22 protein-coding genes and 1 pseudogene are annotated in these 22,583 nt (G+C 72.0%); 8 read left to right on the top strand and 15 right to left on the bottom strand.

The features are described from left to right. Positions 1-15: 15 nt before the first annotated feature. From ABB07_RS29955 to ABB07_RS29945, 4 genes are all read right to left on the bottom strand, one after another. Positions 16-534, bottom strand: coding sequence for a SixA phosphatase family protein (locus ABB07_RS29955; RefSeq protein WP_208901639.1), 519 nt, complete (start codon positions 532-534; stop codon positions 16-18). Positions 535-612: 78 nt separating this feature from the next. Then, positions 613-819, bottom strand: coding sequence for a hypothetical protein (locus ABB07_RS29950; RefSeq protein WP_208901638.1), 207 nt, complete (start codon positions 817-819; stop codon positions 613-615). Positions 820-1,000: 181 nt separating this feature from the next. Continuing rightward, the gene (locus ABB07_RS41585; protein ID WP_279617406.1) at positions 1,001-1,120 is read right to left on the bottom strand and encodes an SGM_5486 family transporter-associated protein; all 120 of its coding nucleotides are present in this window, start codon (positions 1,118-1,120) and stop codon (positions 1,001-1,003) included. Between the two features lie 225 nt (positions 1,121-1,345). After that, complete coding sequence (locus ABB07_RS29945; protein WP_208903677.1) at positions 1,346-2,653, bottom strand: CynX/NimT family MFS transporter; 1,308 nt, start codon at positions 2,651-2,653, stop codon at positions 1,346-1,348. Between the two features lie 123 nt (positions 2,654-2,776). Between ABB07_RS29945 and ABB07_RS29940 the strand changes: the two genes are divergently transcribed. After that, complete coding sequence (locus ABB07_RS29940) at positions 2,777-3,469, top strand: FadR/GntR family transcriptional regulator (protein WP_208901637.1); 693 nt, start codon at positions 2,777-2,779, stop codon at positions 3,467-3,469. 44 nt (positions 3,470-3,513) lie between these two features. On the opposite strand, the gene ABB07_RS29935 is transcribed toward ABB07_RS29940, so the two are convergent. The 3 genes from ABB07_RS29935 to fabG form a co-directional block, all read right to left on the bottom strand. Further along, entirely contained in the window at positions 3,514-3,864 is a 351-nt protein-coding gene (locus ABB07_RS29935; RefSeq protein ID WP_208901636.1) for a hypothetical protein, read from the bottom strand. A gap of 155 nt (positions 3,865-4,019) precedes the next feature. After that, the gene (gene fabI / locus ABB07_RS29930) at positions 4,020-4,787 is read right to left on the bottom strand and encodes an enoyl-ACP reductase FabI (protein WP_208901635.1); all 768 of its coding nucleotides are present in this window, start codon (positions 4,785-4,787) and stop codon (positions 4,020-4,022) included. A gap of 5 nt (positions 4,788-4,792) precedes the next feature. Next, positions 4,793-5,512 carry a 3-oxoacyl-[acyl-carrier-protein] reductase gene (gene fabG / locus ABB07_RS29925; RefSeq protein WP_208901634.1) on the bottom strand — a complete coding sequence of 240 codons (720 nt, stop codon included), beginning with the start codon at positions 5,510-5,512 and terminating at the stop codon, positions 4,793-4,795. 249 nt (positions 5,513-5,761) lie between these two features. Between fabG and ABB07_RS29920 the strand changes: the two genes are divergently transcribed. Genes ABB07_RS29920 through tyrS form a run of 3 tightly spaced genes read left to right on the top strand, consistent with a single transcriptional unit; the run spans position 5,762 to position 10,001 of the window. Further along, complete coding sequence (locus ABB07_RS29920; protein WP_208901633.1) at positions 5,762-7,285, top strand: TldD/PmbA family protein; 1,524 nt, start codon at positions 5,762-5,764, stop codon at positions 7,283-7,285. After that, positions 7,282-8,676, top strand: coding sequence for a TldD/PmbA family protein (locus ABB07_RS29915; RefSeq protein WP_208901632.1), 1,395 nt, complete (start codon positions 7,282-7,284; stop codon positions 8,674-8,676). The genes ABB07_RS29920 and ABB07_RS29915 overlap by 4 nt, the downstream gene beginning before the upstream one ends. A 56-nt stretch (positions 8,677-8,732) precedes the next feature. Beyond that, complete coding sequence (gene tyrS, locus ABB07_RS29910; RefSeq protein WP_208901631.1) at positions 8,733-10,001, top strand: tyrosine--tRNA ligase; 1,269 nt, start codon at positions 8,733-8,735, stop codon at positions 9,999-10,001. Between the two features lie 126 nt (positions 10,002-10,127). On the opposite strand, the gene ABB07_RS29905 is transcribed toward tyrS, so the two are convergent. Further along, complete coding sequence (locus ABB07_RS29905; protein WP_055710242.1) at positions 10,128-10,415, bottom strand: GlsB/YeaQ/YmgE family stress response membrane protein; 288 nt, start codon at positions 10,413-10,415, stop codon at positions 10,128-10,130. A gap of 203 nt (positions 10,416-10,618) precedes the next feature. Between ABB07_RS29905 and ABB07_RS29900 the strand changes: the two genes are divergently transcribed. Next, entirely contained in the window at positions 10,619-11,008 is a 390-nt protein-coding gene (locus ABB07_RS29900; protein ID WP_208901630.1) for a DUF3099 domain-containing protein, read from the top strand. A 226-nt stretch (positions 11,009-11,234) separates the two neighbouring features. Beyond that, the gene (locus tag ABB07_RS29895) at positions 11,235-11,453 is read left to right on the top strand and encodes a hypothetical protein (RefSeq protein ID WP_208901629.1); all 219 of its coding nucleotides are present in this window, start codon (positions 11,235-11,237) and stop codon (positions 11,451-11,453) included. On the opposite strand, the gene moaA is transcribed toward ABB07_RS29895, so the two are convergent. From moaA to ABB07_RS29880, 3 genes are all read right to left on the bottom strand, one after another. Beyond that, positions 11,450-12,439, bottom strand: a complete 990-nt coding sequence (gene moaA, locus ABB07_RS29890) for a GTP 3',8-cyclase MoaA (RefSeq protein ID WP_208901628.1) — start codon at positions 12,437-12,439, stop codon at positions 11,450-11,452. The genes ABB07_RS29895 and moaA overlap by 4 nt on opposite strands. A gap of 156 nt (positions 12,440-12,595) precedes the next feature. After that, on the bottom strand, positions 12,596-14,215 hold the full coding sequence (locus ABB07_RS29885) for a solute symporter family protein (RefSeq protein WP_208901627.1): 1,620 nt from the start codon (positions 14,213-14,215) through the stop codon (positions 12,596-12,598). Further along, positions 14,212-14,568 (bottom strand): DUF485 domain-containing protein, encoded by a 357-nt coding sequence (locus tag ABB07_RS29880; protein ID WP_208901626.1) that lies wholly within the window; start codon positions 14,566-14,568, stop codon positions 14,212-14,214. The genes ABB07_RS29885 and ABB07_RS29880 overlap by 4 nt, the downstream gene beginning before the upstream one ends. A 260-nt stretch (positions 14,569-14,828) precedes the next feature. Here ABB07_RS29880 and ABB07_RS29875 point away from each other — a divergent pair, with 260 nt between their 5' ends. Together ABB07_RS29875 and ABB07_RS29870 are read left to right on the top strand one after the other, a co-directional pair. Further along, positions 14,829-16,355, top strand: a complete 1,527-nt coding sequence (locus ABB07_RS29875) for a S8 family peptidase (RefSeq protein ID WP_208901625.1) — start codon at positions 14,829-14,831, stop codon at positions 16,353-16,355. Between the two features lie 79 nt (positions 16,356-16,434). Beyond that, complete coding sequence (locus tag ABB07_RS29870) at positions 16,435-17,814, top strand: CoA transferase (RefSeq protein ID WP_208901624.1); 1,380 nt, start codon at positions 16,435-16,437, stop codon at positions 17,812-17,814. A 320-nt stretch (positions 17,815-18,134) separates the two neighbouring features. On the opposite strand, the gene ABB07_RS29865 is transcribed toward ABB07_RS29870, so the two are convergent. From ABB07_RS29865 to ABB07_RS29850, 4 genes and pseudogenes are all read right to left on the bottom strand, one after another. After that, positions 18,135-19,184 carry a zinc-dependent alcohol dehydrogenase family protein gene (locus ABB07_RS29865; protein ID WP_208901623.1) on the bottom strand — a complete coding sequence of 350 codons (1,050 nt, stop codon included), beginning with the start codon at positions 19,182-19,184 and terminating at the stop codon, positions 18,135-18,137. Positions 19,185-19,297: 113 nt separating this feature from the next. After that, positions 19,298-20,008, bottom strand: coding sequence for a VIT1/CCC1 transporter family protein (locus ABB07_RS29860; protein WP_208901622.1), 711 nt, complete (start codon positions 20,006-20,008; stop codon positions 19,298-19,300). Between the two features lie 55 nt (positions 20,009-20,063). Next, complete coding sequence (locus ABB07_RS29855; protein ID WP_208901621.1) at positions 20,064-21,290, bottom strand: amidohydrolase family protein; 1,227 nt, start codon at positions 21,288-21,290, stop codon at positions 20,064-20,066. After that, a pseudogene (locus tag ABB07_RS29850) lies at positions 21,287-22,572 on the bottom strand (amidohydrolase family protein). Before ABB07_RS29850 ends, ABB07_RS29855 begins: the two are co-directional and overlap by 4 nt. Positions 22,573-22,583 lie beyond the last annotated feature (11 nt).

Genomic DNA, 22,583 nt, shown 5'->3' with positions numbered 1-22,583 from the left:
GGCTCGTGGGCCAGGTCACTCGGCGGGCGCCCAGTAGTCGTCGAGCGTGGCCACGCCCGGCTCCAGGCTCTTCCAGGGGCCGTCGAAGGACAGCAGCACGAAGGCGGCGGCCGGGAACCCGCGGCGGTTCATCCGGTCGCGGGCGTCGCCCTCGGCGGTGCCGGACAGGATGTCGGCCAGGCCGTGGACGCCCGGGTTGTGGCCGATCAGGATCACGTTCCGCACGTCGTCCGGAGTCTCGTTCAGCACGGCGATCAGTTCGCCGGGCGAGGCCTCGTAGACCCGCTCCTCGTAGCTGGTCCTCGGCCGGTGCGCCAGTTCGTGGACGGCGAGTTTCCAGGTCTCGCGGGTCCGGACGGCGGTGGAGCACAGGGCGAGATCGAAGGTGATGCCGGTGTCGGCCAGCTTGCGTCCGGCGACCGCGGCGTCCTTGCGGCCCCGCTCGGCGAGCGGGCGCTCGTGGTCGGACACCTGGGGCCAGTCGGCTTTCGCATGCCGGAGGAGGACGATCGTGCGAGGTTCTGCGGCGCTCATGAGATCCAGCTTCGCATGAAACAGGCCATGCGGCGCAGGGAGTTGACATGCGGATTCACCGCGTACGGGGGCTTGTGATCAGCGCGTGAGGAGTTGGTGGGCGCGCTCGAAGAGATGCGTGATGGCCGGATCGCCACTCGCCGCGTGGGCGTCCGACGGGTTCAGTATCAGCGCCAGCAGTGCGAGGAAGGCGAGCGCGGGGAGGGCGAGGGCCCACCAGGGCAGCCGGATGTCGACGCCGCCCGTGGTCGCCGGGTGGGGCCGGAAGTGGGTGCGGGCCGACATGATCGCCTCCGTGGTCTTCGAGCGGGTCCGTGACCGTGTCGTGCGGTCACCTCTCGAAACTACGGAATCCGGGGCCGCCAACCCATCCGGACTTCCACCCAGTTGACCCTGAGCCTTTCCCCCTAGGGGATGGGGGGGTCAACCCCACCGTCCGCCGGGAGGCGCGGGCCGGACGCGGCCGTCAGGGGGATGCGAGGGTCGCGATGACGGCGATGATCACGAAGATGGCGAAGAACGAGCCGAAGACGATCAGCATCTTCTTCTGGCCGTTCTGCGGGTTCGGGTCGAGGACAGGCTGCATGCGCCCAGTCTCGCACCCCGCGCTCCGCCGAGGCGGACCGGGGGCGGCGGTCGCGCCGCGCGCCGACGGGGCCGGAGCGGCCGCGGCCCCGACCCGGTGGGCCGGGGCCGCGGTCGCGCACGGATCGGGCGGTGCGAGTCGGCCCAGCGCCATCAGCCGCGGTCTCCCCGGCCCCACGCGCCATCCACGCTCCCCCACCGCCCCCGGGGATGGAAAGCGCCCTTCCTAGCGCGTCGCCTCGTCCTCCACCGTGCGGTCACGGCCCGCCAGGAAGCCCACCGCCATCTGCGGCAGCATCAGGCCCGCCATGAGGGCGATCGGCAGGCCCCAGCCGCCGCTCTGCTGGTAGAGCACGCCGACCAGCAGCGGGCCGGGGATGGAGATCAGATACCCGGTGCTCTGCGCGAACGCGGACAGCTGGGCGACGCCCGGCCCGCTCCGGGCCCGCATGCCGACCATGGTCAGGGCCAGCGGGAAGGCGCAGTTGGAGACGCCGAGCAGCAGCGCCCAGGCCCAGGCGCCGGCCGCCGGGGCGACGTACAGCCCGGCGTATCCGGCGAGCCCGCACATGCCCAGGACCAGCACGATCGGCCCCTGATGGGGCAGCCGGGTGGCGACCCGCGGGATGACGAAGGCCAGCGGGACACCCATCACCATGGTGACCGCGAGCAGCACGCCCGCGGTGCCGGCCGGGACACCTGCGTCGCGGAAGATCTGCGGCATCCAGCCCATGGTGATGTAGGCGGCGGTGGCCTGGAGGCCGAAGAAGACGGCGAGCGCCCAGGCGGTGCGGCTGCGGGTGATGCGCAGGGGCGCGTGTTCCCCCGTGCGCTGCTCCCCGGCGGGCTGTTCCCGTGCCGCGCGCTCCCGCCTCCCCGGCTGTGCGGGCGCGGTGTCGCCGCCACGGTCCCGGAGGAGCGGCAGCCAGGGCAGGACGGCGGCACCCGCGAGCGCGGCCCACACGGCGAGGCCGGACCGCCAGCTGCCGCCGAGGGCGTCGGTCAGCGGAACGGTCACCGCTGCGGCGGCGGAGGTGCCGAGGGCGAGGGCCATCGAGTACAGGCCGGTCATGGAGCCGACCCGGTCGGGGAACCAGCGCTTGACGATGACCGGCATGAGCACGTTGCTGACGGCGATGCCCATCAGGGCGAGCGCGCTGGCGGCCAGGAAACCGGCGGTGCTGCCGAGATACGGCCGTATCAGCAGGCCGGTGGTGATGGCGACCATGCCGGCGCACACCACGGCGGCCGGACCGAAGCGGCGGGCCAGCCGGGGCGCGGTGATGCCGAAGACCGCGAAGCAGAGCGGGGGCACGGAGGTGAGCAGGCCGGCCACGCCGCCGCTCATGCCGAGCCCGTCACGGACCTCCTCCAGGAGCGCGCCGAGGCTCGTGATGGCCGGGCGGAGGTTCAGCGCGGACAGGACGATGCCGACGACCACCAGGCGGGGCGCCCACGCGCGCGTGCGGCCCGCGCCGGGCGTCGTCCCGGGCGTGCTCGTCGGGGCGGCCGTACCGCGTTCGGTCGGTGACATCGCCGTACGGGTCTGAGCTGTCCGGGTTTCCTCACGTGCCATGAGGCCATCATAGAATCATGGGATGATTGGTTGTCCATCCCCGTGGCGTCACCGCCCGGGCCTCGCGTGCGAAGGTGTGCCATGCCCCTGAGCCACCCGCGCCGTTCGGCGCTGTCCGAGCAGGTCATCGCCGAACTGCGCAACCAGATCACCTCCGGCGAGTGGCCGGTCGGCTCGCGCATCCCGAGCGAGCCGGAGCTGGTCGAGCAGCTCGGCGTCGCCCGCAACACCGTCCGCGAGGCCGTCCGCGCGCTCGCCCACAACGGGCTGCTGAACATCCGGCAGGGCTCCGGCACCTACGTGGTCGCGACGAGCGAGCTGGCCGGTGTGATGCACCGCCGGTTCGCCGACGCCGATCCCCGGCACATCGCCGAGCTGCGTGCCGCGCTGGAGTCGGCCGCGGCGAGGCTGGCCGCCGAGCGGCGCACCGAGAAGGACCTCAAGCAGCTGGACGCGCTGCTGGACCGGCGCGAGGTCGCCTGGGAGACCGGCGAGGCGGAGGCCTTCGTGGCCGCCGACGCCACCTTCCACCTGGCCGTCGTGGCCGCCTCGCACAACGACGTCATCACCGCGATGTACGCCGATCTGGGCGAGGTGCTGCGGGACTGGCTGCGCGCGGACGTGGGCGCGAAGCTGACGCCGGAGACGTACATGGACCACACGCGCCTGCTGGACGCGATCCGCGCCGGGGACGCGGAGGCGGCGGCCGCCGAGGCCGCGAGCTACCCGTTCCTGTGCCGGCCGGGCCGCTTCGGCGCCCCTGCCGGCGACTGATCCAGCCGGTTCGGCGCCCCCTGGCAGCGACTGGTCCAGCCGGTTCAGCGCTCCTTCTGGTGGCTGATCCAGACCGAGCGGACTTCCTTCCAGCACCGGCCGTTGAGCCGTACGGTCATGGCGGGAAGGGTGTCCACCGGTGCGCTGTCAGTGGCTAGGTCCCACCAGCGGGCGCACTTGATGTGCAGCCGTACGCGATCGGTGTCGACATAGGGATTGTGGCAGTAGGCCACCACATGGGAGCTGTGGACGGTCGTGCGGCAGGCGGCCCCGAAGAGGCTCGGCGCGGGAGGCTTTCCGTCGTGCACGCGCGCGTAGGGCATCGCGTCGTACGGCAGGGAGAGCACGAGGGCCACGGCCACGGTCACCGGGGCCAGGCTTCGGGACAGGCGCACAAGGGGACCTCCTCGGCCGGGCTGGGGAGGGACGCGCGAGGTGAACGCTCAGTCCAGGGTGCGCCGCCCGGGCCGGGTGGCGCCCGGCAGGTGGGCCGAACGGGTGACGCCCCGCTCCCCGCGCGCTGCGGGAAACGGGGCGTCACGTGCGAGGTTCAGGCGCCGATGGCGTGCAGACCGCCGTCGACGTGGATGATCTCACCGGTGGTCTTCGGGAACCAGTCGCTCAGCAGGGCGACGATGCCGCGGCCGGCCGGCTCCGGGTCCTTCAGGTCCCACTCCAGCGGGGAGCGGCTGTCCCACACGGAGGCCAGCTCGCTGAAGCCCGGGATGGACTTGGCGGCCATGGAGCCGATCGGGCCCGCCGAGATGAGGTTGCAGCGGATGTTCTGCTTGCCCAGGTCACGCGCCATGTAGCGGTTGGTCGCCTCCAGGGCGGCCTTGGCCGGGCCCATCCAGTCGTACTGCGGCCAGGCGAACTGGGCGTCGAAGGTGAGGCCGACCACCGAGCCGCCGTTCTGCATCAGCGGCAGGCAGGCCATGGTCAGCGACTTCAGGGAGTAGGCCGAGACGTGCATGGCGGTGGCCACCGACTCGAACGGCGTGTTCAAGAAGTTGCCGCCGAGCGCGTCCTGCGGCGCGAAGCCGATGGAGTGCACGACGCCGTCGAGGCCGCCCAGCTCCTCGCCGACGATGTCGGCCAGCCGGCCCAGGTGCTCGTCGTTGGTGACGTCCAGCTCGATGACCTTGGTGGGCTTCGGCAGCTTCTTGGCGATGCGCTCGGTCAGCGTGGGCCGCGGGAACGCCGTGAGGATGATCTCCGCGCCCTGCTCCTGGGCCAGCTTGGCCGCGTGGAAGGCGATGGAGGACTCCATCAGCACGCCGGTGATCAGGACGCGCTTGCCCTCGAGGATTCCGCTCATGGTGATCAGTGACCCATTCCCAGTCCGCCGTCAACGGGAATGACGGCTCCAGTGATGTACGAGGCGTCGTCCGAGGCGAGGAACCGCACCGTCGCGGCGATCTCCTCCGGCTGCGCGTAACGGCCGAGCGGCACCTGAGAGACGATGTTCTGGCGCTGCTCGTCGCTGAGCACCTTGGTCATGTCGGTGTCGACGAAACCGGGCGCGACGACGTTGAAGGTGATGTTGCGCGACCCCAGCTCACGGGCGAGGGAGCGCGCGAAGCCAATCAGGGCGGCCTTGGAGGCGGCGTAGTTCGCCTGGCCCGCCGAGCCGAGCAGGCCGACCACGGACGAGATCAGGATGACGCGGCCCTTCTTGGCGCGGAGCATGCCGCGGTTGGCGCGCTTGACCACACGGAAGGTGCCGGTGAGGTTGGTGTCGATGACCGAGGCGAAGTCCTCCTCGGACATGCGCATCAGGAGCTGGTCCTTGGTCACACCGGCGTTCGCGATCAGTATCTCGACCGGCCCGTGCTGCTCCTCGATCTCCTTGTAGGCCTGCTCCACCTGCTCCGGGTCGGTGATGTCGCACTTGACCGCCAGGCAGCCCAGATCCGTCAGGGCGGCCGGCGGCTCACCCGAGCGGTATGTGATCGCGACCTTGTCGCCGGCGTCGGCGAACGCGCGGGCGATGGCGAGGCCGATGCCCCGGTTTCCTCCGGTGACGAGAACCGAGCGGCTCAACGGATCACCCTTTCGATAGCGGTCTGCAGATGTCGGACAACCCGCCCGGACACCTGGATGACAGGCGGCTTCATCGAAAACCTATCGGTACGGCCGGGCCGGTGGGCATTCGGGCACCGACAGTGGCGGGCGGGAGTCACTGTCGGGTCCCTACAGAACCACCCCGGTCCGGGCTCGAAACGTGTGGTCCGCCGGGCCGCTCCCGCGACATGATCGGAGCCGACAGGCCACGACAGCAGGGAGACCTCCGTGCCTCATTCCATCGATGAAGCCTTCACGGCGCTTCCGCTACGGTCCCTCGCGGACGCCGCGCTGGCACGCGCGCGTGCGCTCGGGGCCGAGCACGCGGACTTCCGGTTCGAGCGGGTGCGCAGCGCGTCCTGGCGGCTGCGCGACGCCAGGCCCGCCGGCTCGTCGGACACCACCGACCTCGGGTACGCGGTGCGGGTCGTGCACGGCGGCTCGTGGGGCTTCGCCTCCGGGGTGGACCTGACCATGGACGCGGCCGCCAGGGTGGCCTCACAGGCGGTGGCCATGGCCAAGCTGTCCGCACAGGTCATCAAGGCCGCCGGGGCGGACGAGCGCGTCGAGCTGGCCGACGAGCCGGTGCACGCCGACCGGACGTGGGTGTCGTCGTACGAGATCGATCCCTTCTCGGTGCCCGACGAGGAGAAGGCGGGGCTGCTGGCGGAGTGGAGCGCGCGGCTGCTGGCCGCGGACGGCGTCGACCACGTGGACGCCTCGCTGCTCACCGTGCACGAGAACAAGTTCTACGCGGACACCGCCGGGACCGTGACCACCCAGCAGCGGGTACGGCTGCATCCGCAGCTGACCGCGGTCTCGGTCGACGAGTCCAGCGGCGAGTTCGACTCGATGCGCACCCTCGCGCCGCCGGTCGGCCGTGGCTGGGAGTACCTGACCGGCACCGGCTGGGACTGGGACGACGAGCTGGCGCGGATCCCGGAGCTGCTCGCCGAGAAGATGCGGGCGCCGAGCGTGGAGCCGGGGCTGTACGACCTGGTGGTCGACCCGTCCAACCTGTGGCTGACCATCCACGAGTCCATCGGGCACGCGACGGAACTGGACCGCGCGCTCGGCTACGAGGCCGCCTACGCCGGCACCTCCTTCGCCACCTTCGACCAGCTGGGCAAGCTGCGGTACGGCTCCCAGCTGATGAACGTCACCGGGGACCGCACCGCCGAGCACGGCCTCGCGACCATCGGGTACGACGACGAGGGCGTCGAGGGGCAGTCCTGGGACCTGGTGAAGGACGGCACCCTGGTCGGCTACCAACTGGACCGGCGGATCGCCCGGCTCACCGGGTTCGACCGGTCCAACGGGTGTGCGTACGCCGACTCCCCCGCGCATGTGCCGGTGCAGCGCATGGCCAACGTGTCCCTGCGGCCGGATCCGGCGGGGCTGTCCACCGAGGACCTCATCGGCGGCGTCGACCGGGGCATCTACGTGGTCGGCGACCGGTCCTGGTCGATCGACATGCAGCGCTACAACTTCCAGTTCACCGGGCAGCGCTTCTTCAGGATCGAGAACGGCCGGATCACCGGGCAGCTGAAGGACGTGGCCTACCAGGCGAACACGACCGACTTCTGGGGCTCGATGACCGCCGTGGGCGGGCCCCAGACGTACGTCCTGGGCGGCGCCTTCAACTGCGGCAAGGCCCAGCCGGGACAGGTGGCCTCCGTGTCGCACGGGTGCCCGTCGGCCCTGTTCAGGGCAGTGAACATCCTCAACACCACGCAGGAGGCCGGTCGATGAGCGCCCGCACGAACAAGCCGCACGAGATCGTCGAGCAGGCGCTCGGGCTGTCCCGGGCCGACGGCTGTGTCGTCATCGCCGACGAGCACTCCACGGCCAACCTGCGCTGGGCGGGCAACGCGCTGACCACGAACGGTGTGACGCGCGGCCGTACGCTCACCGTGATCGCCACCGTGGACGGCAAGGAGGGCACCGCCTCGGGTGTCGTGTCGCGGTCGGCGGTCACCGCCGAGGAGCTGGAGCCGCTGATGCGGGCCGCCGAGACCGCGGCGCGCGGTGCGGGGCCCGCCGAGGACGCGCAGCCGCTGGTCGGCGATGTGCCGCAGTCGCCGGACTTCACGGACGCGCCCGCCGAGACCTCCTCCGCGGTGTTCGCCGACTTCGCCCCGGCGCTCGGCGAGGCGTTCGCACGCGCGCGTGCGGGCGGCCGTGAGCTGTACGGCTTCGCCAACCACGAGCTGGTGTCGACGTATCTGGGGACGTCCACCGGGCTGCGCCTGAGGCACGACCAGCCCACCGGGACGCTGGAGCTGAACGCCAAGTCGCCCGACCGCACGCGCTCGGCCTGGGCCGGCCGCTCCACGCGGGACTTCAAGGACATCGAGCTTGGCGCGCTCGACGCGGAGCTGGCCGTACGGCTCGGCTGGGCCGAGCGGCGCGTCGAGCTGCCCGCCGGCCGCTACGAGACGCTGCTGCCGCCCACCGCCGTGGCGGACCTGCTGATCTACCAGCTGTGGTCGGCGTCGGGCCGGGACGCGGCCGAGGGCCGGACGGTGTTCTCCAGGCCGGGCGGCGGCACGCGCGTCGGCGAGAAGCTCGCCGAGCTGCCGCTGAACCTCCGCAGCGACCCGAACGAGCCGGGCCTGGAGTGCCCGCCCTTCGTGGTCGCCCACTCTTCCGGCGGGGACCAGTCGGTGTTCGACAACGGGCTGCCGACCCACGCGACGGAGTGGATCAGCGAGGGTGTGCTCAAGCACCTGACCACCACCCGGCACAGCGCGGGCCTGACCGGGCTGCCGGTGGCCCCGGTGCTCGGGAACCTGATCCTCGACGGCGGGAACGACCGCTCGCTGGAGGAGATGGTCGCGGACACCGAGCGCGGGCTGCTGCTGACCTGCCTGTGGTACATCCGCGAGGTCGACCCGGCGACGCTGCTGCTGACGGGCCTGACCCGGGACGGCGTCTACCTCGTGGAGAACGGCGAGGTGACCGGGCAGGTCAACAACTTCCGGTTCAACGAGTCACCGGTGGACCTGCTGGGGCGGGCCACGGAGGCGGGGCGCACGGAAAAGACGCTGCCGAGGGAGTGGAGCGACTGGTTCACTAGGGCTGCGATGCCCGCGCTGCGGATCCCCGATTTCAACATGAGCTCTGTCAGTCAGGGCGTATAACCTCGTAGGCGGTAGTCGCTCGACTGCCCGAGGACCATCAAGGAGATACGAGAACCGTGACGGACATCGTCGACGAGCTGAAGTGGCGAGGGCTCATCGCCCTTTCCACGGACGAGGACGCACTGCGCAAGGCGTTCGCGGACGGCCCCGTCACGTTCTATTGCGGCTTCGACCCGACCGCGCCCAGCCTGCACCTCGGCAACCTGGTGCAGATCCTCACGATGCGCCGCATCCAGGAGGCCGGTAACCGGCCGCTGGCGCTGGTAGGCGGGGCCACGGGTCTCATCGGCGACCCGAAGCCGACGGCCGAGCGCACGCTGAACGCACCGGAGGTCGTGGCGGGCTGGGTGGACCGGCTGCGCGCCCAGATCGAGCCGCTGCTGCACTTCGACGGGCCGCACGCCGCCGTCATGGTCAACAACCTGGACTGGACCCAGGGCCTGTCGGCCATCGAGTTCCTGCGGGACATCGGCAAGCACTTCCGGGTCAACAAGATGATCGCCAAGGAAGCCGTCTCCCGGCGGCTGAACTCCGACGCGGGCATCAGCTACACCGAGTTCAGCTACCAGATCCTGCAGGGCATGGACTTCCTGCAGCTGTACCGGCGGCACGGCTGCACGCTGCAGACCGGCGGCAGCGACCAGTGGGGCAACCTCACCTCGGGCACGGACCTGATCCACCGGGTGGAGCAGAACGCCGTGGTGCACGCGCTGGGCACCCCGCTGATCACCAAGGCGGACGGCACCAAGTTCGGCAAGACCGAGTCCGGCACGGTGTGGCTCGACCCCGAGATGACCACGCCGTACGCGTTCTACCAGTTCTGGGTGAACGCGGACGACCGGGATGTCTCGAAGTTCCTGCGCATCTTCAGCTTCAGGTCCCGGGAGGAGATCGAGGACCTGGAGCGGCAGACCGAGGAGCGGCCGCAGGCCCGGGCCGCGCAGCGCGCGCTCGCCGAGGAGCTGACGACGCTGGTGCACGGCGCCGACCAGACGGCCGCGGTGATCGCCGCGAGCCGTGCCCTGTTCGGGCAGGGCGAGCTGGCGGACCTGGACGGGCGGACGCTGGCGGCGGCGCTGTCGGAGGTGCCGCACATCCAGGTCACCGAGCTGGGCCCGGTGGTGGACCTGTTCGCCGAGGTCGGGCTCGTCGCCAGCAAGTCCGCCGCGCGGCGGACGGTGAAGGAGGGCGGGGCCTACGTGAACAACGTGAAGGTCGCCTCCGAGGACGCGGTGCCCTCGTCCGAGGATCTGCTGGACGGGCGGTGGCTGGTGCTGCGGCGGGGGAAGAAGAACCTGGCCGCGGTGGAGGTCGTGGGCGCCTGAGCGCCGTCGGGGCGTGGGGTGGGCCGGCGACCGCGGCTTCGTTGTGGCTTGTCGCGCCCCCGCGGCGGAGCCGCATGTCGACACAGCCCCGCGCCCCTTCAGGGGCGCTTCACCCCAGCTTGCTTTTCAAACCCCGACCCTCTCCTGCTTCCTCTTCCCCAGCGTCGCCATGTACAGGGCGTCCACGGCCGCGACGATGATGATCGCGGCCACCAGCTGGAAGATGTGGCGGCTCCAGTCGATGCCCCGGGTCGAGGCGACGCCGACGGCGCGGGCGACCGCGTTGCCGACGATGGCGCCGAGCATGCCGCAGATGGTGGTCAGCCAGAGGGGGCTGTGCTGCTTGCCCGGGATGACCGCCTTGGCGATCACGCCGAGCACGAATCCCACGATGATCGCCCACAACCAGCCCATGGCTGCCTCCTCGTACGGCCTCGACGTGAGCAGTACGGCCAGTGTGGGTCGGTGGGCCGTACGGCGCATGTCGGATTCACCCGTGCGCGGCAGGGCCGGGGGCGTTGCCGCAGGCAGCGGGCGACCCGGTCTCGTGGGCAGCGCGGCCGCGGCGTAACGTAAGGAGGTCGGGCAGAGCCGATGCGGGCGGATGGTGGAATGTGATGCGGAAACAGCACGGCGGCAGCGTCCAGGTGTTCCGGATCACCGGAGCCCGGACGGGACTCGCCGAGGACGTGCGGGGCCGGCAGCGCAGGTACGTCATCTCGATGACGATCCGCACGGTGTCGGTGATCCTCGCGGTCTCCCTGTGGAACGTCGAGCGGTACGTCGCCGTCGTGGCGCTCGTCGCCGGAGCGCTGCTCCCCTATATCGCCGTGGTGATCGCGAACGCCGGCCGGGAGCGGCCGCCGTCCCTTCCGTCGACGTTCATCACCGCGCCGATGCGGCCGATGATCACGCCGCGGGCGGAGGAGGCCGAGGCGGAATCCGTACCGGAGGACGCGGCGGCCCGACCGACGGGCGCGCATGGTGAGCGGGCCGACCCCGCGTGACCACGACGGGTACGCCGGAAGCGGAACGCCGCCGCCCGTCAAGCTCAAGAAAAGCTCAGATCAATCGTGTAGTTCCAGTGCCGGGCGGCGGGGTAACCGTGACATACTGCGTACGCGCTCCGCATCCCCCGTCGGAGCGACGGACCGACGCCGGGCAGCTCCCCCCGTGGCTGCTCGGCGTCGCCTTGTTCGGGCCCCTTCTGTACGACGAACCCGAGACGATCCTGTGAGTGACGAGACCCCCATCTGCTCCGCCAAGGGCTGCCGTGCCGACGCCGTGTGGGTGCTGGCGTGGAACAACCCGAAGATCCACACGCCGGAGCGGCGCAAGACGTGGCTCGCCTGCGAGGAGCATCGCGAGCATCTTTCGCAGTTCCTCGGGGTGCGGGGTTTCCTGAAGGACGTCGTGAAGTTCGCCGACTGGCAGGATCCCGAAGGGGCCTAGCCGCCGATCGCCGACATCGGCCGGTCCGGCTGCACGAACGACGGGTCGTCCAGGCCCGCCCCCGCCTTCTTCCCCCACATCGCCAGCTTCCAGATGCGGGCGATCTCCTCGTCGGGGGCACCGCTGCGGAGGGCTGCGCGCAGGTCCGTCTCCTCGGTCGCGAAGAGGCACGTGCGTATCTGACCGTCGGCCGTGAGGCGGGTGCGGTCGCAGGCCGCGCAGAACGGGCGGGTGACCGAGGCGATGACGCCGACCCGGTGCGGGCCGCCGTTCACCAGCCAGCGCTCCGCCGGGGCCGAGCCGCGCGCGTCGGCGCCCTCGGGGGTGAGGTCGAAGCGGGTGCGCAGGGAGGCCAGGATGTCCCCGGCGGTGACCATGCCCTCGCGCTTCCAGCCGTGCTGGGCGTCCAGCGGCATCTGCTCGATGAAGCGCAGTTCGTAGTCCTGCGCCACGGCCCAGGCCAGCAGGTCGGGGGCCTCGTCGTCGTTCAGCCCCGGCATCAGGACCGAGTTGACCTTGACGGGGGTCAGGCCGGCCTCGCGGGCGGCCTCGAGGCCTTCGAGGACATCCTTGTGGCGGTCGCGGCGGGTCAGGGTCTTGAAGACGTCGGCGCGGAGGGTGTCCAGGGAGACGTTGACCCGGTCCAGGCCGGCGGCCTTCAGGGCGGCCGCGGTGCGCCTGAGGCCGATGCCGTTGGTGGTGAGGGACAGCTGCGGGCGGGGGTCGAGCGCCGCCACGCGCTCGACGATGCCGACCAGGCCGGGGCGCAGCAGCGGCTCGCCGCCGGTGAAGCGGACCTCCTCGATGCCGAGCAGGCGCACGGCGATGTCGACGAGGCGGACGATCTCGTCGTCGGTGAGCAGGTCGGGCTTGGCCAGCCACTGCAGGCCCTCCTCGGGCATGCAGTACGTGCAGCGCAGATTGCAGCGGTCGGTCAGCGAGACCCTCAGGTCGGTGGCCACCCGGCCGTAGGTGTCGATGAGCACGTGGGCCCCCTCCCTCGAATCCCGGAACGATTGTCTACCGTCACTGCGAGCCTACGTGACACCACTGACAACGACAGCGGCCCGATCCGACGAGGTACGGCACGGCCGCGTCGTAGGACCGTACAGGCCCGGCACGACGCGGCCGTCGTACGAAGCTCAGTGTGCTCCGGTGCCGGTCAGGGACCGCACCTCCAGTTCGGCGTACTTGCCGGCGTCCGGGACCTCCTTGGACAGCAGGGTGCCCACGACGCCGAGCAGGAACCCGACCGGGATGGAGATGATGCCGGGGTTCTCCAGCGGGAACCAGTGGAAGTCGACGCCGGGGAACATCGAGGCGGGGCTGCCGGAGAGGACCGGGGAGAACAGCACCAGGCCGACCGCGGTGACCAGGCCGCCGTAGATCGACCACAGGGCACCCGAGGTGGTGAACCGCTTCCAGAACAGGCTGTAGAGGATGGTCGGCAGGTTGGCGGAGGCCGCGACCGCGAAGGCAAGGGCGACCAGGCCGGCCACGTTCAGGTCGCGGGCCAGGGCGCCGAGGACGACCGACACCGCGCCGATGCCGACGGTCGCCCAGCGGGCCGCGCCGACCTCCTGCTTCTCGGTGGCCCGGCCCTTCTTGATGACATTGGCGTAGATGTCGTGGGCGAAGGAGGACGACGAGGCCAGGGTGAGGCCCGCGACGACGGCCAGGATGGTGGCGAAGGCGACGGCCGAGATGGTGGCGAGCAGGATCGCGCCCCAGTCGGAGTCGACGCCGCCCAGATGCAGCGCCAGGAGGGGGGCCGCGGTGTTGCCCGCCTTGTTGGAGGTGATGATCTCGTCCGGTTTGATCAGCGCGGCGGCGCCGAAGCCGAGGGCGAGGGTCATCAGGTAGAAGGCGCCGATCAGGCCGATCGCCCAGATGACCGACTTACGGGCGGCCTTGGCCGTGGGCACGGTGTAGAAACGGATCAGGATGTGCGGCAGGCCCGCGGTGCCCAGGACCAGGGCGAGGCCGAGCGAGATGAAGTCCAGCTTGGTGGTGCCGGTGGCGCCGTACTTCAGCCCCGGCTCCAGGAACGCCGTGCCCTTGCCGCTGTTGTCGGCGGCCTTGCCGAGCAGGTCGGAGACGTTGAAGTGGAACTTCAGCAGGACCAGGAAGGTCAGCAGCAGGGCACCGGCGATCAGCAGGACCGCCTTGACCATCTGGACCCAGGTGGTGCCCTTCATGCCGCCGATGGTGACGTAGACGATCATCAGGACGCCGACCAGGGCGACGATGCCGATCTTGCCGCCGTCGCTGGTGATGCCCAGCAGCAGCGAGACGAGGACCCCGGCGCCGGCCATCTGGGCGAGCAGGTAGAAGATCGAGACCACGATCGTGGAGGTGCCGGCGGCCGTGCGGACCGGGCGCTGGCGCATCCGGTAGGCCAGTACGTCGCCCATGGTGTAGCGGCCGGAGTTGCGCAGCGGTTCGGCGACCAGGAGGAGGGCGACGAGCCAGGCGACGAGGAAGCCGATGGAGTACAGGAAGCCGTCGTAGCCGAACAGGGCGATGGCGCCGGCGATGCCGAGGAAGGACGCGGCGGACATGTAGTCGCCGGAGACGGCGAGTCCGTTCTGGAAGCCGGTGAACTGGCGTCCGCCCGCGTAGAAGTCGGCGGCGTCCTTGGTCTGGCGGCCCGCCCAGACGGTGATGACGAGGGTCGCGGCGACGAACACCGAGAACAGGGTGATGATCAGCGGCCGGTGCCGGCTCGCCTCCCCGGCGGCCAGCATGATCGCAGGGCTCATGCGCCGCCCTCCATCCGGGACTTGATGGCCTCCGCCTTGGGGTCGAGCTCGGCGGCGGCGTGCCGGGCGTACCACCACGCGATGAGGAACGTGGTGAGGAACTGGGCGAGGCCCAGGACGAGGGCCACATTGATGTTGCCGGCCACCTTGGTGCCCATGAAGCCGCCCGCGTAGTTGGAGAGCAGCACGTACAGCAGGTACCAGGAGGTGAAGGCGACGGCCAGCGGGAAGGCGAACGAGCGGTGGGCGCGGCGCAGTTCACCGAACTCCGCGCTCTGCTGCACCTCGGCGAACTCCTCGGTGGAGGGAAGTGGGGCCCCCGGTCGGGCGGGGGGCGGTGTCTCGGTGGCCACGGAGTCTCCTCGCGTTGCGGATGCGGTGACGAACGGGGAGCTCGATCGTGCTGGCGCTCCCTGCCCAAGGTCCACGGCGCCACGCGAGGACCGGTTCAAGTCCTATGAGTTGTTTCGCAAGCGGTCTTGGCAAGCCATTGCCAAGACATTGCTGAGAGGTGAGCCATGGGGTTAGCTTCTGCCTGCACCACGCGTCATGTACCTGCCCGAGCACCATCTGTGTCTCGGGCGGTTTCGTATCCGGATGAAGTGGAGACCCCATGGTTCATCTGCGTTCCAGACGCCGGCTCGCGCTCGCCGTGCCCGTCGTGCTCTCCCTGACCGCCTCGCTCGGCTTCCTGCCGGCGGCCGCCTCGGCCGCTCCCGCCGCGGCCGGCGCGGTGCGGACGGCGGACGGACCGAACCTCGCGTACGTGGTCAACACCCGTACGGATCACCGCACGATCGAGTCCGTGCAGCGGGAGATCGTCCGCAACGGCGGCTCGATCGTGGCCAGTTACGCCACGATCGGTGTGATCGTCGTCCACTCGGCGCAGGCGGACTTCGCCGCGCGGATGCGCGCGGTACGCGGGGTGGACTCGGCGGGCGCCACGCGCACGGCGCCGCTGAGTGCCGCGGGGACGACCGACGAGGGCGCGGTGCAGGTCCTGTCGAAGGCGCAGGCCGCGCGGCTCGCCAAGACCGCCGCGCCGGGCGAGGAGCCGCTCGAGGCGGACCAGTGGGACCTGCGGGCGATCGGCGCCGACCGGGCCGCGCGGATCAACCCGGGCAGCGGCAGCGTGACCGTCGGTGTCATCGACACGGGCGTGGACGACACCCACCCGGACATCGCCCCGAACTTCTCCGCCTCCCAGTCGGCGAACTGTGTGAGCGGCAGGGCGGACACGACGTACGGCGCCTGGCGCCCGGCGGACGCCGACCACTACCACGGCACCCATGTGGCCGGTGAGATAGCCGCGGCCCGCAACGGCATAGGCGTGGCCGGTGTGGCGCCCGGCGTGAAGGTCGCGAGCATCACGGTGGCCCAGCCCGACTCGACGCAGCTGTTCTACCCGGAGAGCGTGGTCTGTGCCTTCGTGTTCGCAGCCGACCACGGCATACAGATCACCAACAACAGCTACTACGTTGATCCATGGCTGTACAACTGCATGGACGATCCGGATCAACGTGCCATCGTTGACGCGGTCAACAGGGCCCAGCTGTATGCACAGCGCAAGGGCACGCTCAATGTGGCATCCGCGGGCAACTCCAACGACGACCTGGACGCGCACGCGCTCGTGGACGACTCCAGTCCCGACGACTCGGCGGCCACCACCCGCACGGTCGACCCGCACGAGTGCTTCGACGTGCCGACCCAGCTGCCCGGTGTGGTGACGGTGAGCGCGGTGGGCGTGAAGGGCGCCAAGTCGTACTACTCCAGCTACGGCGAGGGCGTGATCGACGTGGCGGGGCCGGGCGGCGACAAGTACCAGATCCCGGACACGCCGTCGAAGAACGGCCGCATCCTGTCCACGCTGCCGAACGGCCAGTACGGCTTCCTCCAGGGCACCTCGATGGCCTCCCCGCACGTGGCCGCGGTGGCCGCGCTGCTGAAGTCCGCCCATCCGCACGCCACTCCGGCCCAGCTGCAGGCCCTGCTGAAGGCCGAGGCGGACAACCCGGGCTGCCCGAGCGGGCCGTACGACGGCGACGGCGACGGGGTCGTGGACGCGACGTGCGTCGGCGGCAAGCGCGTCAACGGCTTCTACGGCTTCGGCGTCGTCAACGCGCTGCGCGCGGTCGAGTAGGCCGTCGCGGAGATCAAGTAGGGGCGGGCTTAGAGTTGATTGAATCAATATTGATCAATCAATGATGCATAGTGTAGTCATGACGGCTGACATCGAAGTGGCATGGACCGCACTGGGCGGCGACCCCGCCCTCGTCTCCCGCGTGACCACGGAAGAGCGCCCCGGCGCTCTTCCGGCGCGGCTTCCCGTACGGCAGCTGGCGCGCGCGTGCGTCGGCGTCTGCGCGCTGGCCGCCGCGGAACTGGCGGCCCGGCGCGCCGGGCTCACCGAGGTGCCCGGCGTCCGGGTCGACGACGGCGCCGTGGCGGCCGCCTTCCACAGTGAACGGAACCTGCTGGTCGACGGGCGCGCACCGGTCAGCTTCGCGCCGCTGTCGCGGTTCTGGCGGACGGCCGACGGCTGGGTGCGCACCCACGCCAACTACCCGCACCACCGGGCCCGGTTGCTCGGCGCGCTGGGCCTGCCGGCGGACGCCTCGCCGCAGGCGGTGGCCGGGCTGCTCGCCGAGCGGTCCGCGGTGGAGGTCGAGGGGGCGGTGTGCGGCGCCGGCGGCCTCGCCGTGGCCCTGCGCACCCCGACGGAGTGGGCGGCCACCGAGCAGGCCGCCGAGGTGGCCGCACGCCCGCTGGTCGAGCGCGAGCGCCTCGACTCCGCGCACGCACGCGTGCTCGCCCCGCTCGATCCCGCCGCCGCTGCCCTGCTGCCCGCCGCCGGGCTGCGCGTGCTGGACCTGACCCGGGTGCTGGCCGGCCCGGTCGCCACCCGCACCCTCGCCCTGCTCGGCGCGGACGTGCTCCGTGTCGATGCCCCCTGGCTGCCCGAACTCCCCGACCAGCACGCCGACACGGGCTTCGGGAAGCGGTCGGCGACGCTCGACCTCGCCTCCGGCCGCGACACCTTCGAGGAGCTGCTGGCCACGGCCGACGTGGTCGTCACCGGCTACCGGCCGGGCGCCCTCGACCGGTTCGGGCTCTCACCGAAGGCGCTGTGCGCACGCCGGCCCGGACTGGTGGTGGCGCAGGTCTCGGCGTGGGGTGCGCACGGCCCCTGGGGCGGGCGGCGCGGCTTCGACAGCCTGGTGCAGGTCGCGACCGGCATCGCCGTGACCGAGGGCTCGGTGGAGGAGCCCGGCACGCTGCCCGCGCAGGCACTGGACCACGGCACCGGCTACCTGCTGGCGGCGGCCGTGCTGCGGGCGCTGACCGAGCAGTCGTACGACGGGGGCGGCCGGTCGGTGCGGCTGGCGCTGGCCCGGACCGCGCGCTGGCTGACCGACGGGATCCGGCCGGCGGCGGCCACAGGTGCGCCGTACCAGGGCCCGGACGCCTGGCTGGCCGAGACGGACAGCCCGCTCGGCCGGCTGCGGCACGCCCTGCCGCCGGTGTCCTTCGCGGGCGGCCCCGCCGGCTGGGCGCGGCCGCCGGCGCCGTGGGGGTCGGACGGCGCCCACTGGCGGTGAGCGCGCGGGCGGCCGGAAACGCACGTAGGGCGCGTAGGGAGGGAATGCCGTACTGCCGGTTGGTCTCCGGGACTTGCCCGGTTCTGCGGCGGGCGGTGGCACGGCGATCCGGCCCGGGCCGCGCTGCTCGCCCGCTACGCGCGCGTGGCGGCCGTCGTGCTCGGCGCCATCACTGCGACGGGCGTGTGCAGTTCGCTGCACCGCATGCCGTCGGGCACGGTCCTGGACCGGTTGACGACGACGGCGTACGCCCTGGGCGCGGTCGTAGCGGTCCCGGGCCGCTCACCGCGCTGCCGCTGCCGATCCGCCGGAGCGGCGGGTCACCTGTCGCCGGTGACCAGGACCTTGAGGGCGGTGCGCTCGTCCATCGCCTTGTAGCCCCCGGGCACGCCCTCGATGTCCACGGTCATGTCGAACACCGGTGAGGGGTCGATCGTGCCGTCGAGGACGTCGGGGAGCAGGTCCGGGATGTAGGCGCGGACCGGGGCGACGCCGCCGCGCAGGGCGATGTTCCGGTCGAACATGACGCCGAGGTCGAGGCCGGTGCCGCTGCCGTGCGGCACGCCCACGAAGCCGATCGCGCCGCCGTCGCGGGTGATGTTGACGGCCGTACGCATGGACTGCTCGGTGCCGACGGCCTCGACGACGGCGTGCGCGCCCTGGCCGCGGGTGAGCTCGCGGACGGCCTCGACGGCCGCGTCCCCGCGCTCGGCGACGACGTCGGTGGCGCCGAAACGGCGCGCGATGTCGGTGCGGACCTCGTGCCGGCCGAGCGCGATGATCCGCTCGGCGCCCAGCCGCTTGGCGGCCAGCACCGCGCACAGGCCGACCGCGCCGTCTCCGACGACGGCGACCGTGGCACCGGGGCGGGCGCCCGCGCCGAGGGCGGCGTGGTGGCCGGTGCCGAGGACGTCGGAGAGGGTCAGCAGGGCGGACAGCAGGTGGTCGTCGGAGGCCGCGTCCTTGGGGAGCTGGACGAGGGTGCCGTCGGCGAACGGCACCCGCACGGCCTCGCCCTGGCCGCCGTCGTAGCCGACGGAGCCCCAGAAGCCGCCGTGCTCGCAGGACGTCGTCAGGCCCTCGCGGCAGTAGTCGCAGACGCCGTCGGACCACATGAACGGCGCGACCACCAGGTCACCGCGCCGGATGGTGCTCACCTCGGAGCCGGTCTCCTCCACGACGCCGAGGAACTCGTGCCCGATGCGCTGGCCCGGCTGCCGGGCCGCCTCACCCCGGTAGGCCCACAGGTCACTGCCGCAGATGCAGGCACGCAGCACCCGTACGACGGCGTCGGTGGGCAGCTGCACCACGGGCTCGGGGACGTCCTCCACGCGCATGTCGTACGGGGCGTGGATGGTGGTGGCGCGCATGGCGAGGGTCCTTCTCGTGCGGGTCGGTGCGGGCGCTCAGGGGGTGGTCGAGCGCACCTCACGGTACGCCGTCGCCGGCCGGGCCCGTGCGCCCAGGGTCCCCGGCCCGCGTGTCAGACCCCCGCCGCGCCCAGCAGCCGGCCCGCCGCGTAGGTCACGCCCATCGCCAGCGCCCCGCCCACCACGTTGCGCAGCACCGCAGGCTTCGGGTCGGCCGCGCCCAGACGGGCGCTGCTCCACCCCGTCAGGACGAGGGCGGCCAGCACGGAGAGCACGGTCACCGGGAGCCGCCAGCCGGCCGGCGGCAGCACGATGGCCAGCAGCGGCAGCAGCGCGCCCACGGTGAACGACAGAAAGCTCGCCCAGGCCGCGTTCCACGGGTTGGTCAGCTCGTCCGGGTCGATGCCGAGCTCCACGCGCGCGTGCGCCCTGAGCGGGTCCCGGGCGGTGAGCTGTTCGGCGGCCTCCCGCGCCACGTCCCGGGACAGCCCGCGTTCCTCCAGCAGCGTGGTCAGCTCCCGCAGCTCGGCCTCCGGCTGCTCCCGCAGTTCCTGTTTCTCCACGGCCAGCGCGGCCATCTCGGAGTCGCGCTGGGTGGACACGGAGACGTACTCGCCGGCCGCCATGGACATCGACCCGGCGAGCAGGCCGGCCAGTCCGGCGGTGAGCAGGGCGGCCCGGCTCTGGGTCGCGCCGGCCACGCCGACGACGATGCCCGCGGTGGAGACGATGCCGTCGTTCGCGCCGAGCACGGCGGCCCGCAGCCAGTTCAGCCGCGAGCCGAGCGCGCCCCCGTGGGCTTCGTCGTGGGTTGGCTCGGTCACAGGACCGAGGATGGCACCTTCCGGGCCGCCGGACCCGTACGACGCACCTCGTGCCTCACCACACCCGGACCGACGCCCCGCGGGCGAACACCGGGCTGGTCGCGTCCGCCGGAGGTTCCGTCAGGGGCTCGGCGACCTCGGCCACCGTGGGCCCCACCTTCGCCGCCAGGGGGTCGAGGAGCGCGAGGTCGAAGCCGTAGACGCGGGCCGCGTTGCCGCCCAGCATCGCCGCGACCTCCGCGCGCGGCACGCCCGCGTAGGCGAACCGCAGGGCCTCGCGGGTGTACGGATGGGTGCCCTCGTCGTGCGGGTAGTCGCTGCCCCACATGATCTTGTCGACGCCGATGAGGTCCCGCAGCGGCACCTCGTGCGGGCGCATGAAGCTGGCGCCGACGAAGCAGTGGTCCCGCCACACCCGCGAGGGCGCCGCGCCCATGCCGTCGGCCAGGCCGGCCCCGAACTTGGCCTCGGCGGTGCCGGCCTCGGTGGCCGCCGCGACCAGGCGGCCGTGGTAGTAGTCCAGCATGCCGAGCACCCCGGGGATCCAGCCGGAGCCCTGTTCGGTCAGGACCAGCCTCAGCCCGGGATGCCGGCGGAAGGCGCCGCCGAACACCAGGTGCCACAGGGCGCGGTGGGAGAACCAGGTCGTCTCCACCATGAACACCGCGCGGGCGGCCGGTTCCTCGCCGAGCGGCGGGGAGGCGGAGCCGGCGTGGTGGTTGACGGGGACGCCGAGCTCCGCGCACGTGGCCCAGATCGGGTCGTACGTCCGCGAGTACAGCTCGGGCAGCCCCGAGCCGGGCGGGGTGCCGGGCAGCATGAGGCCGCCCTTCAGGCCCGCCGAGGCGGCCCGGCGGATCTCCTTGACGGCCTCCTCGACGTCCCCCAGCAGGATCTGGAAGACACCCGCCCGGCGGCCCGGCGCGGCGGCGCAGAAGTCCGCCAGCCAGCGGTTGTGGGCGCGCAGGCCCGCCCAGCGCCGCTCGAAGTCCGCCGCGGTCGGCGGCGGGGCCATGAGCGAGCCGGACGGGAAGAACGGCGGGATGGTGTTCGGGAAGATCACCTCCGCGACGATCCCGTCCGCCTCCAGCTCCGCGAGGCGCCGCTCGGAGTTCCAGTTGCGGTCGGCGCAGTCGGCGAGCAGGTCCTCGTAGGGGTTGACGTAGGTGGCGGCCCACACGTCGAAGTCGTCGTGGTAGCGCTTCTCCAGGTACGGCCGGTAGTCCAGGAGATCGGCTCCCGCGTGGCAGTCGGCGGAGATCACCGTGTACCGGTCGCTCACCGCGTCACCCCCAGCACCGGGAAGTCCTGGCCGGTCAGCCAGTGCCGGCCCGTCTCGCGCGAGCGCGCCCAGGACGCCTCCACGGCCGTCTGGTCGGCGCTTTGGCCGAGGTCGGCGGGGGTCGGGCCGATGCGGCGGGCGAGCGGGGCCAGCTTCCCGGTGTCGAAGCCGAAGACCTCCGCCGCCGCCAGTCCGAGCATCCGGCGGGTCTCGCTCACCGGGATGTCGTGGAAGGTCCGGCGCAGCCACGCGCGCGTGTCCGGCCAGGTGCCCTCGGGGTGCGGGAAGTCGCTGCCCCAGAGGATGTTGTCGACGCCGATCTCGTAGCGCTGGGCCAGTTCACGCCGTTTGGTGTTGGTGGCGCAGACGAAGACCTGCCGGTCCAGGTACTCGTGCGGCGGGCGCTTCAGCTCCTCGAACGGGGAGAGCTTCTTGCCGCCGTGCGCGCCGAGGTAGAGGCGGTCCATGAACCACAGCAGGTTCGGCAGCCACCAGCAGCCGGACTCGGCGACGCCGAAGCGCAGCAAGGGGTGGCGTTCGAAGACGCCGGACCAGAGCAGGAACCACAGCGGCCGGGCCGGCCACCAGGTCACCTCGCTCACATAGATGCCGAGGTGGTCGCCGTACTCCTCGCGCGGGGCGGCGCCGGAGTGGGTGAGCACCGGCATGCCGCACTCGGCGGCCGCCGCCCACACGGGGTCGTAACGGCGGTCGTGGTACGGCTCCCGGTCCGCCCACAGGGCCGGGATCATCAGGGCACCGAGCCCGGACTCCCGGGCCCGGTGGATCTCGGCGACGACCTGGTCCACGGGGGCGGTGACGGGCAACAGGGCTACTCCGCAGTGCCGTTCGGGGTGCTCGGAGACGAAGTCCGCGAGCCAGCGGTTGTGGGCCCGGCGCCCGCCATGCCCAGTTCGGGGTCGTGGTCGCCGGTCAGGCCGAGGCCCACGCCGAAGGGTGCGGCGGTGCGGCTGTCGACGGCGTCGGCGTCCGGGAAGACCACCTCGGCGGCCACGCCGTCCCCGTCGAGTTCCTTCAGGCGCTGCGCGGTGTCCCAGCCGCCGCGCAGGCCTTCCTCGTTGTCCCGGAACCACCGGTCGGCGAAGGTCTCGTTGCGGATGCCGAGGCGGGTCATCTCCTCGCGGCGCCGGCCCTGGCCCGCGAGGAACTCGTCGAAGTCCCGGTGGAAACGGGACTCCAGGTACGGCCGGTACTCCTCGGTGAGCAGCCCGGCGTGGCAGTCGGAGGAGATGATCAGGTACGGGTCGTCGTATGCGCTCACCAGGGCCTCCT

Source organism: Streptomyces incarnatus (assembly GCF_001027185.1).
In the GTDB taxonomy this organism is placed as follows: Bacteria; Actinomycetota; Actinomycetes; order Streptomycetales; family Streptomycetaceae; genus Streptomyces; species Streptomyces puniciscabiei.
The sequence above is the reverse complement of the archived record's forward strand: the minus strand, read 5'-3'. Positions and strand labels throughout refer to the sequence as shown.

Coding starts and splice junctions, on each gene's coding strand:
- ABB07_RS41585 (WP_279617406.1), bottom strand. CDS start 1,120: ATGCAGCCTGTCCTCGACCCGAACCCGCAGAACGGCCAGAAGAAGATG.
- ABB07_RS29950 (WP_208901638.1), bottom strand. CDS start 819: ATGTCGGCCCGCACCCACTTCCGGCCCCACCCGGCGACCACGGGCGGC.
- ABB07_RS29915 (WP_208901632.1), top strand. CDS start 7,282: ATGAGCGCCCGCACGAACAAGCCGCACGAGATCGTCGAGCAGGCGCTC.
- ABB07_RS29940 (WP_208901637.1), top strand. CDS start 2,777: ATGCCCCTGAGCCACCCGCGCCGTTCGGCGCTGTCCGAGCAGGTCATC.
- ABB07_RS29900 (WP_208901630.1), top strand. CDS start 10,619: ATGCGGAAACAGCACGGCGGCAGCGTCCAGGTGTTCCGGATCACCGGA.
- ABB07_RS29875 (WP_208901625.1), top strand. CDS start 14,829: ATGGTTCATCTGCGTTCCAGACGCCGGCTCGCGCTCGCCGTGCCCGTC.
- ABB07_RS29865 (WP_208901623.1), bottom strand. CDS start 19,184: ATGCGCGCCACCACCATCCACGCCCCGTACGACATGCGCGTGGAGGAC.
- ABB07_RS29955 (WP_208901639.1), bottom strand. CDS start 534: ATGAGCGCCGCAGAACCTCGCACGATCGTCCTCCTCCGGCATGCGAAA.
- ABB07_RS29870 (WP_208901624.1), top strand. CDS start 16,435: ATGACGGCTGACATCGAAGTGGCATGGACCGCACTGGGCGGCGACCCC.
- fabI (WP_208901635.1), bottom strand. CDS start 4,787: ATGAGCGGAATCCTCGAGGGCAAGCGCGTCCTGATCACCGGCGTGCTG.
- ABB07_RS29945 (WP_208903677.1), bottom strand. CDS start 2,653: ATGTCACCGACCGAACGCGGTACGGCCGCCCCGACGAGCACGCCCGGG.
- ABB07_RS29905 (WP_055710242.1), bottom strand. CDS start 10,415: ATGGGCTGGTTGTGGGCGATCATCGTGGGATTCGTGCTCGGCGTGATC.
- ABB07_RS29885 (WP_208901627.1), bottom strand. CDS start 14,215: ATGAGCCCTGCGATCATGCTGGCCGCCGGGGAGGCGAGCCGGCACCGG.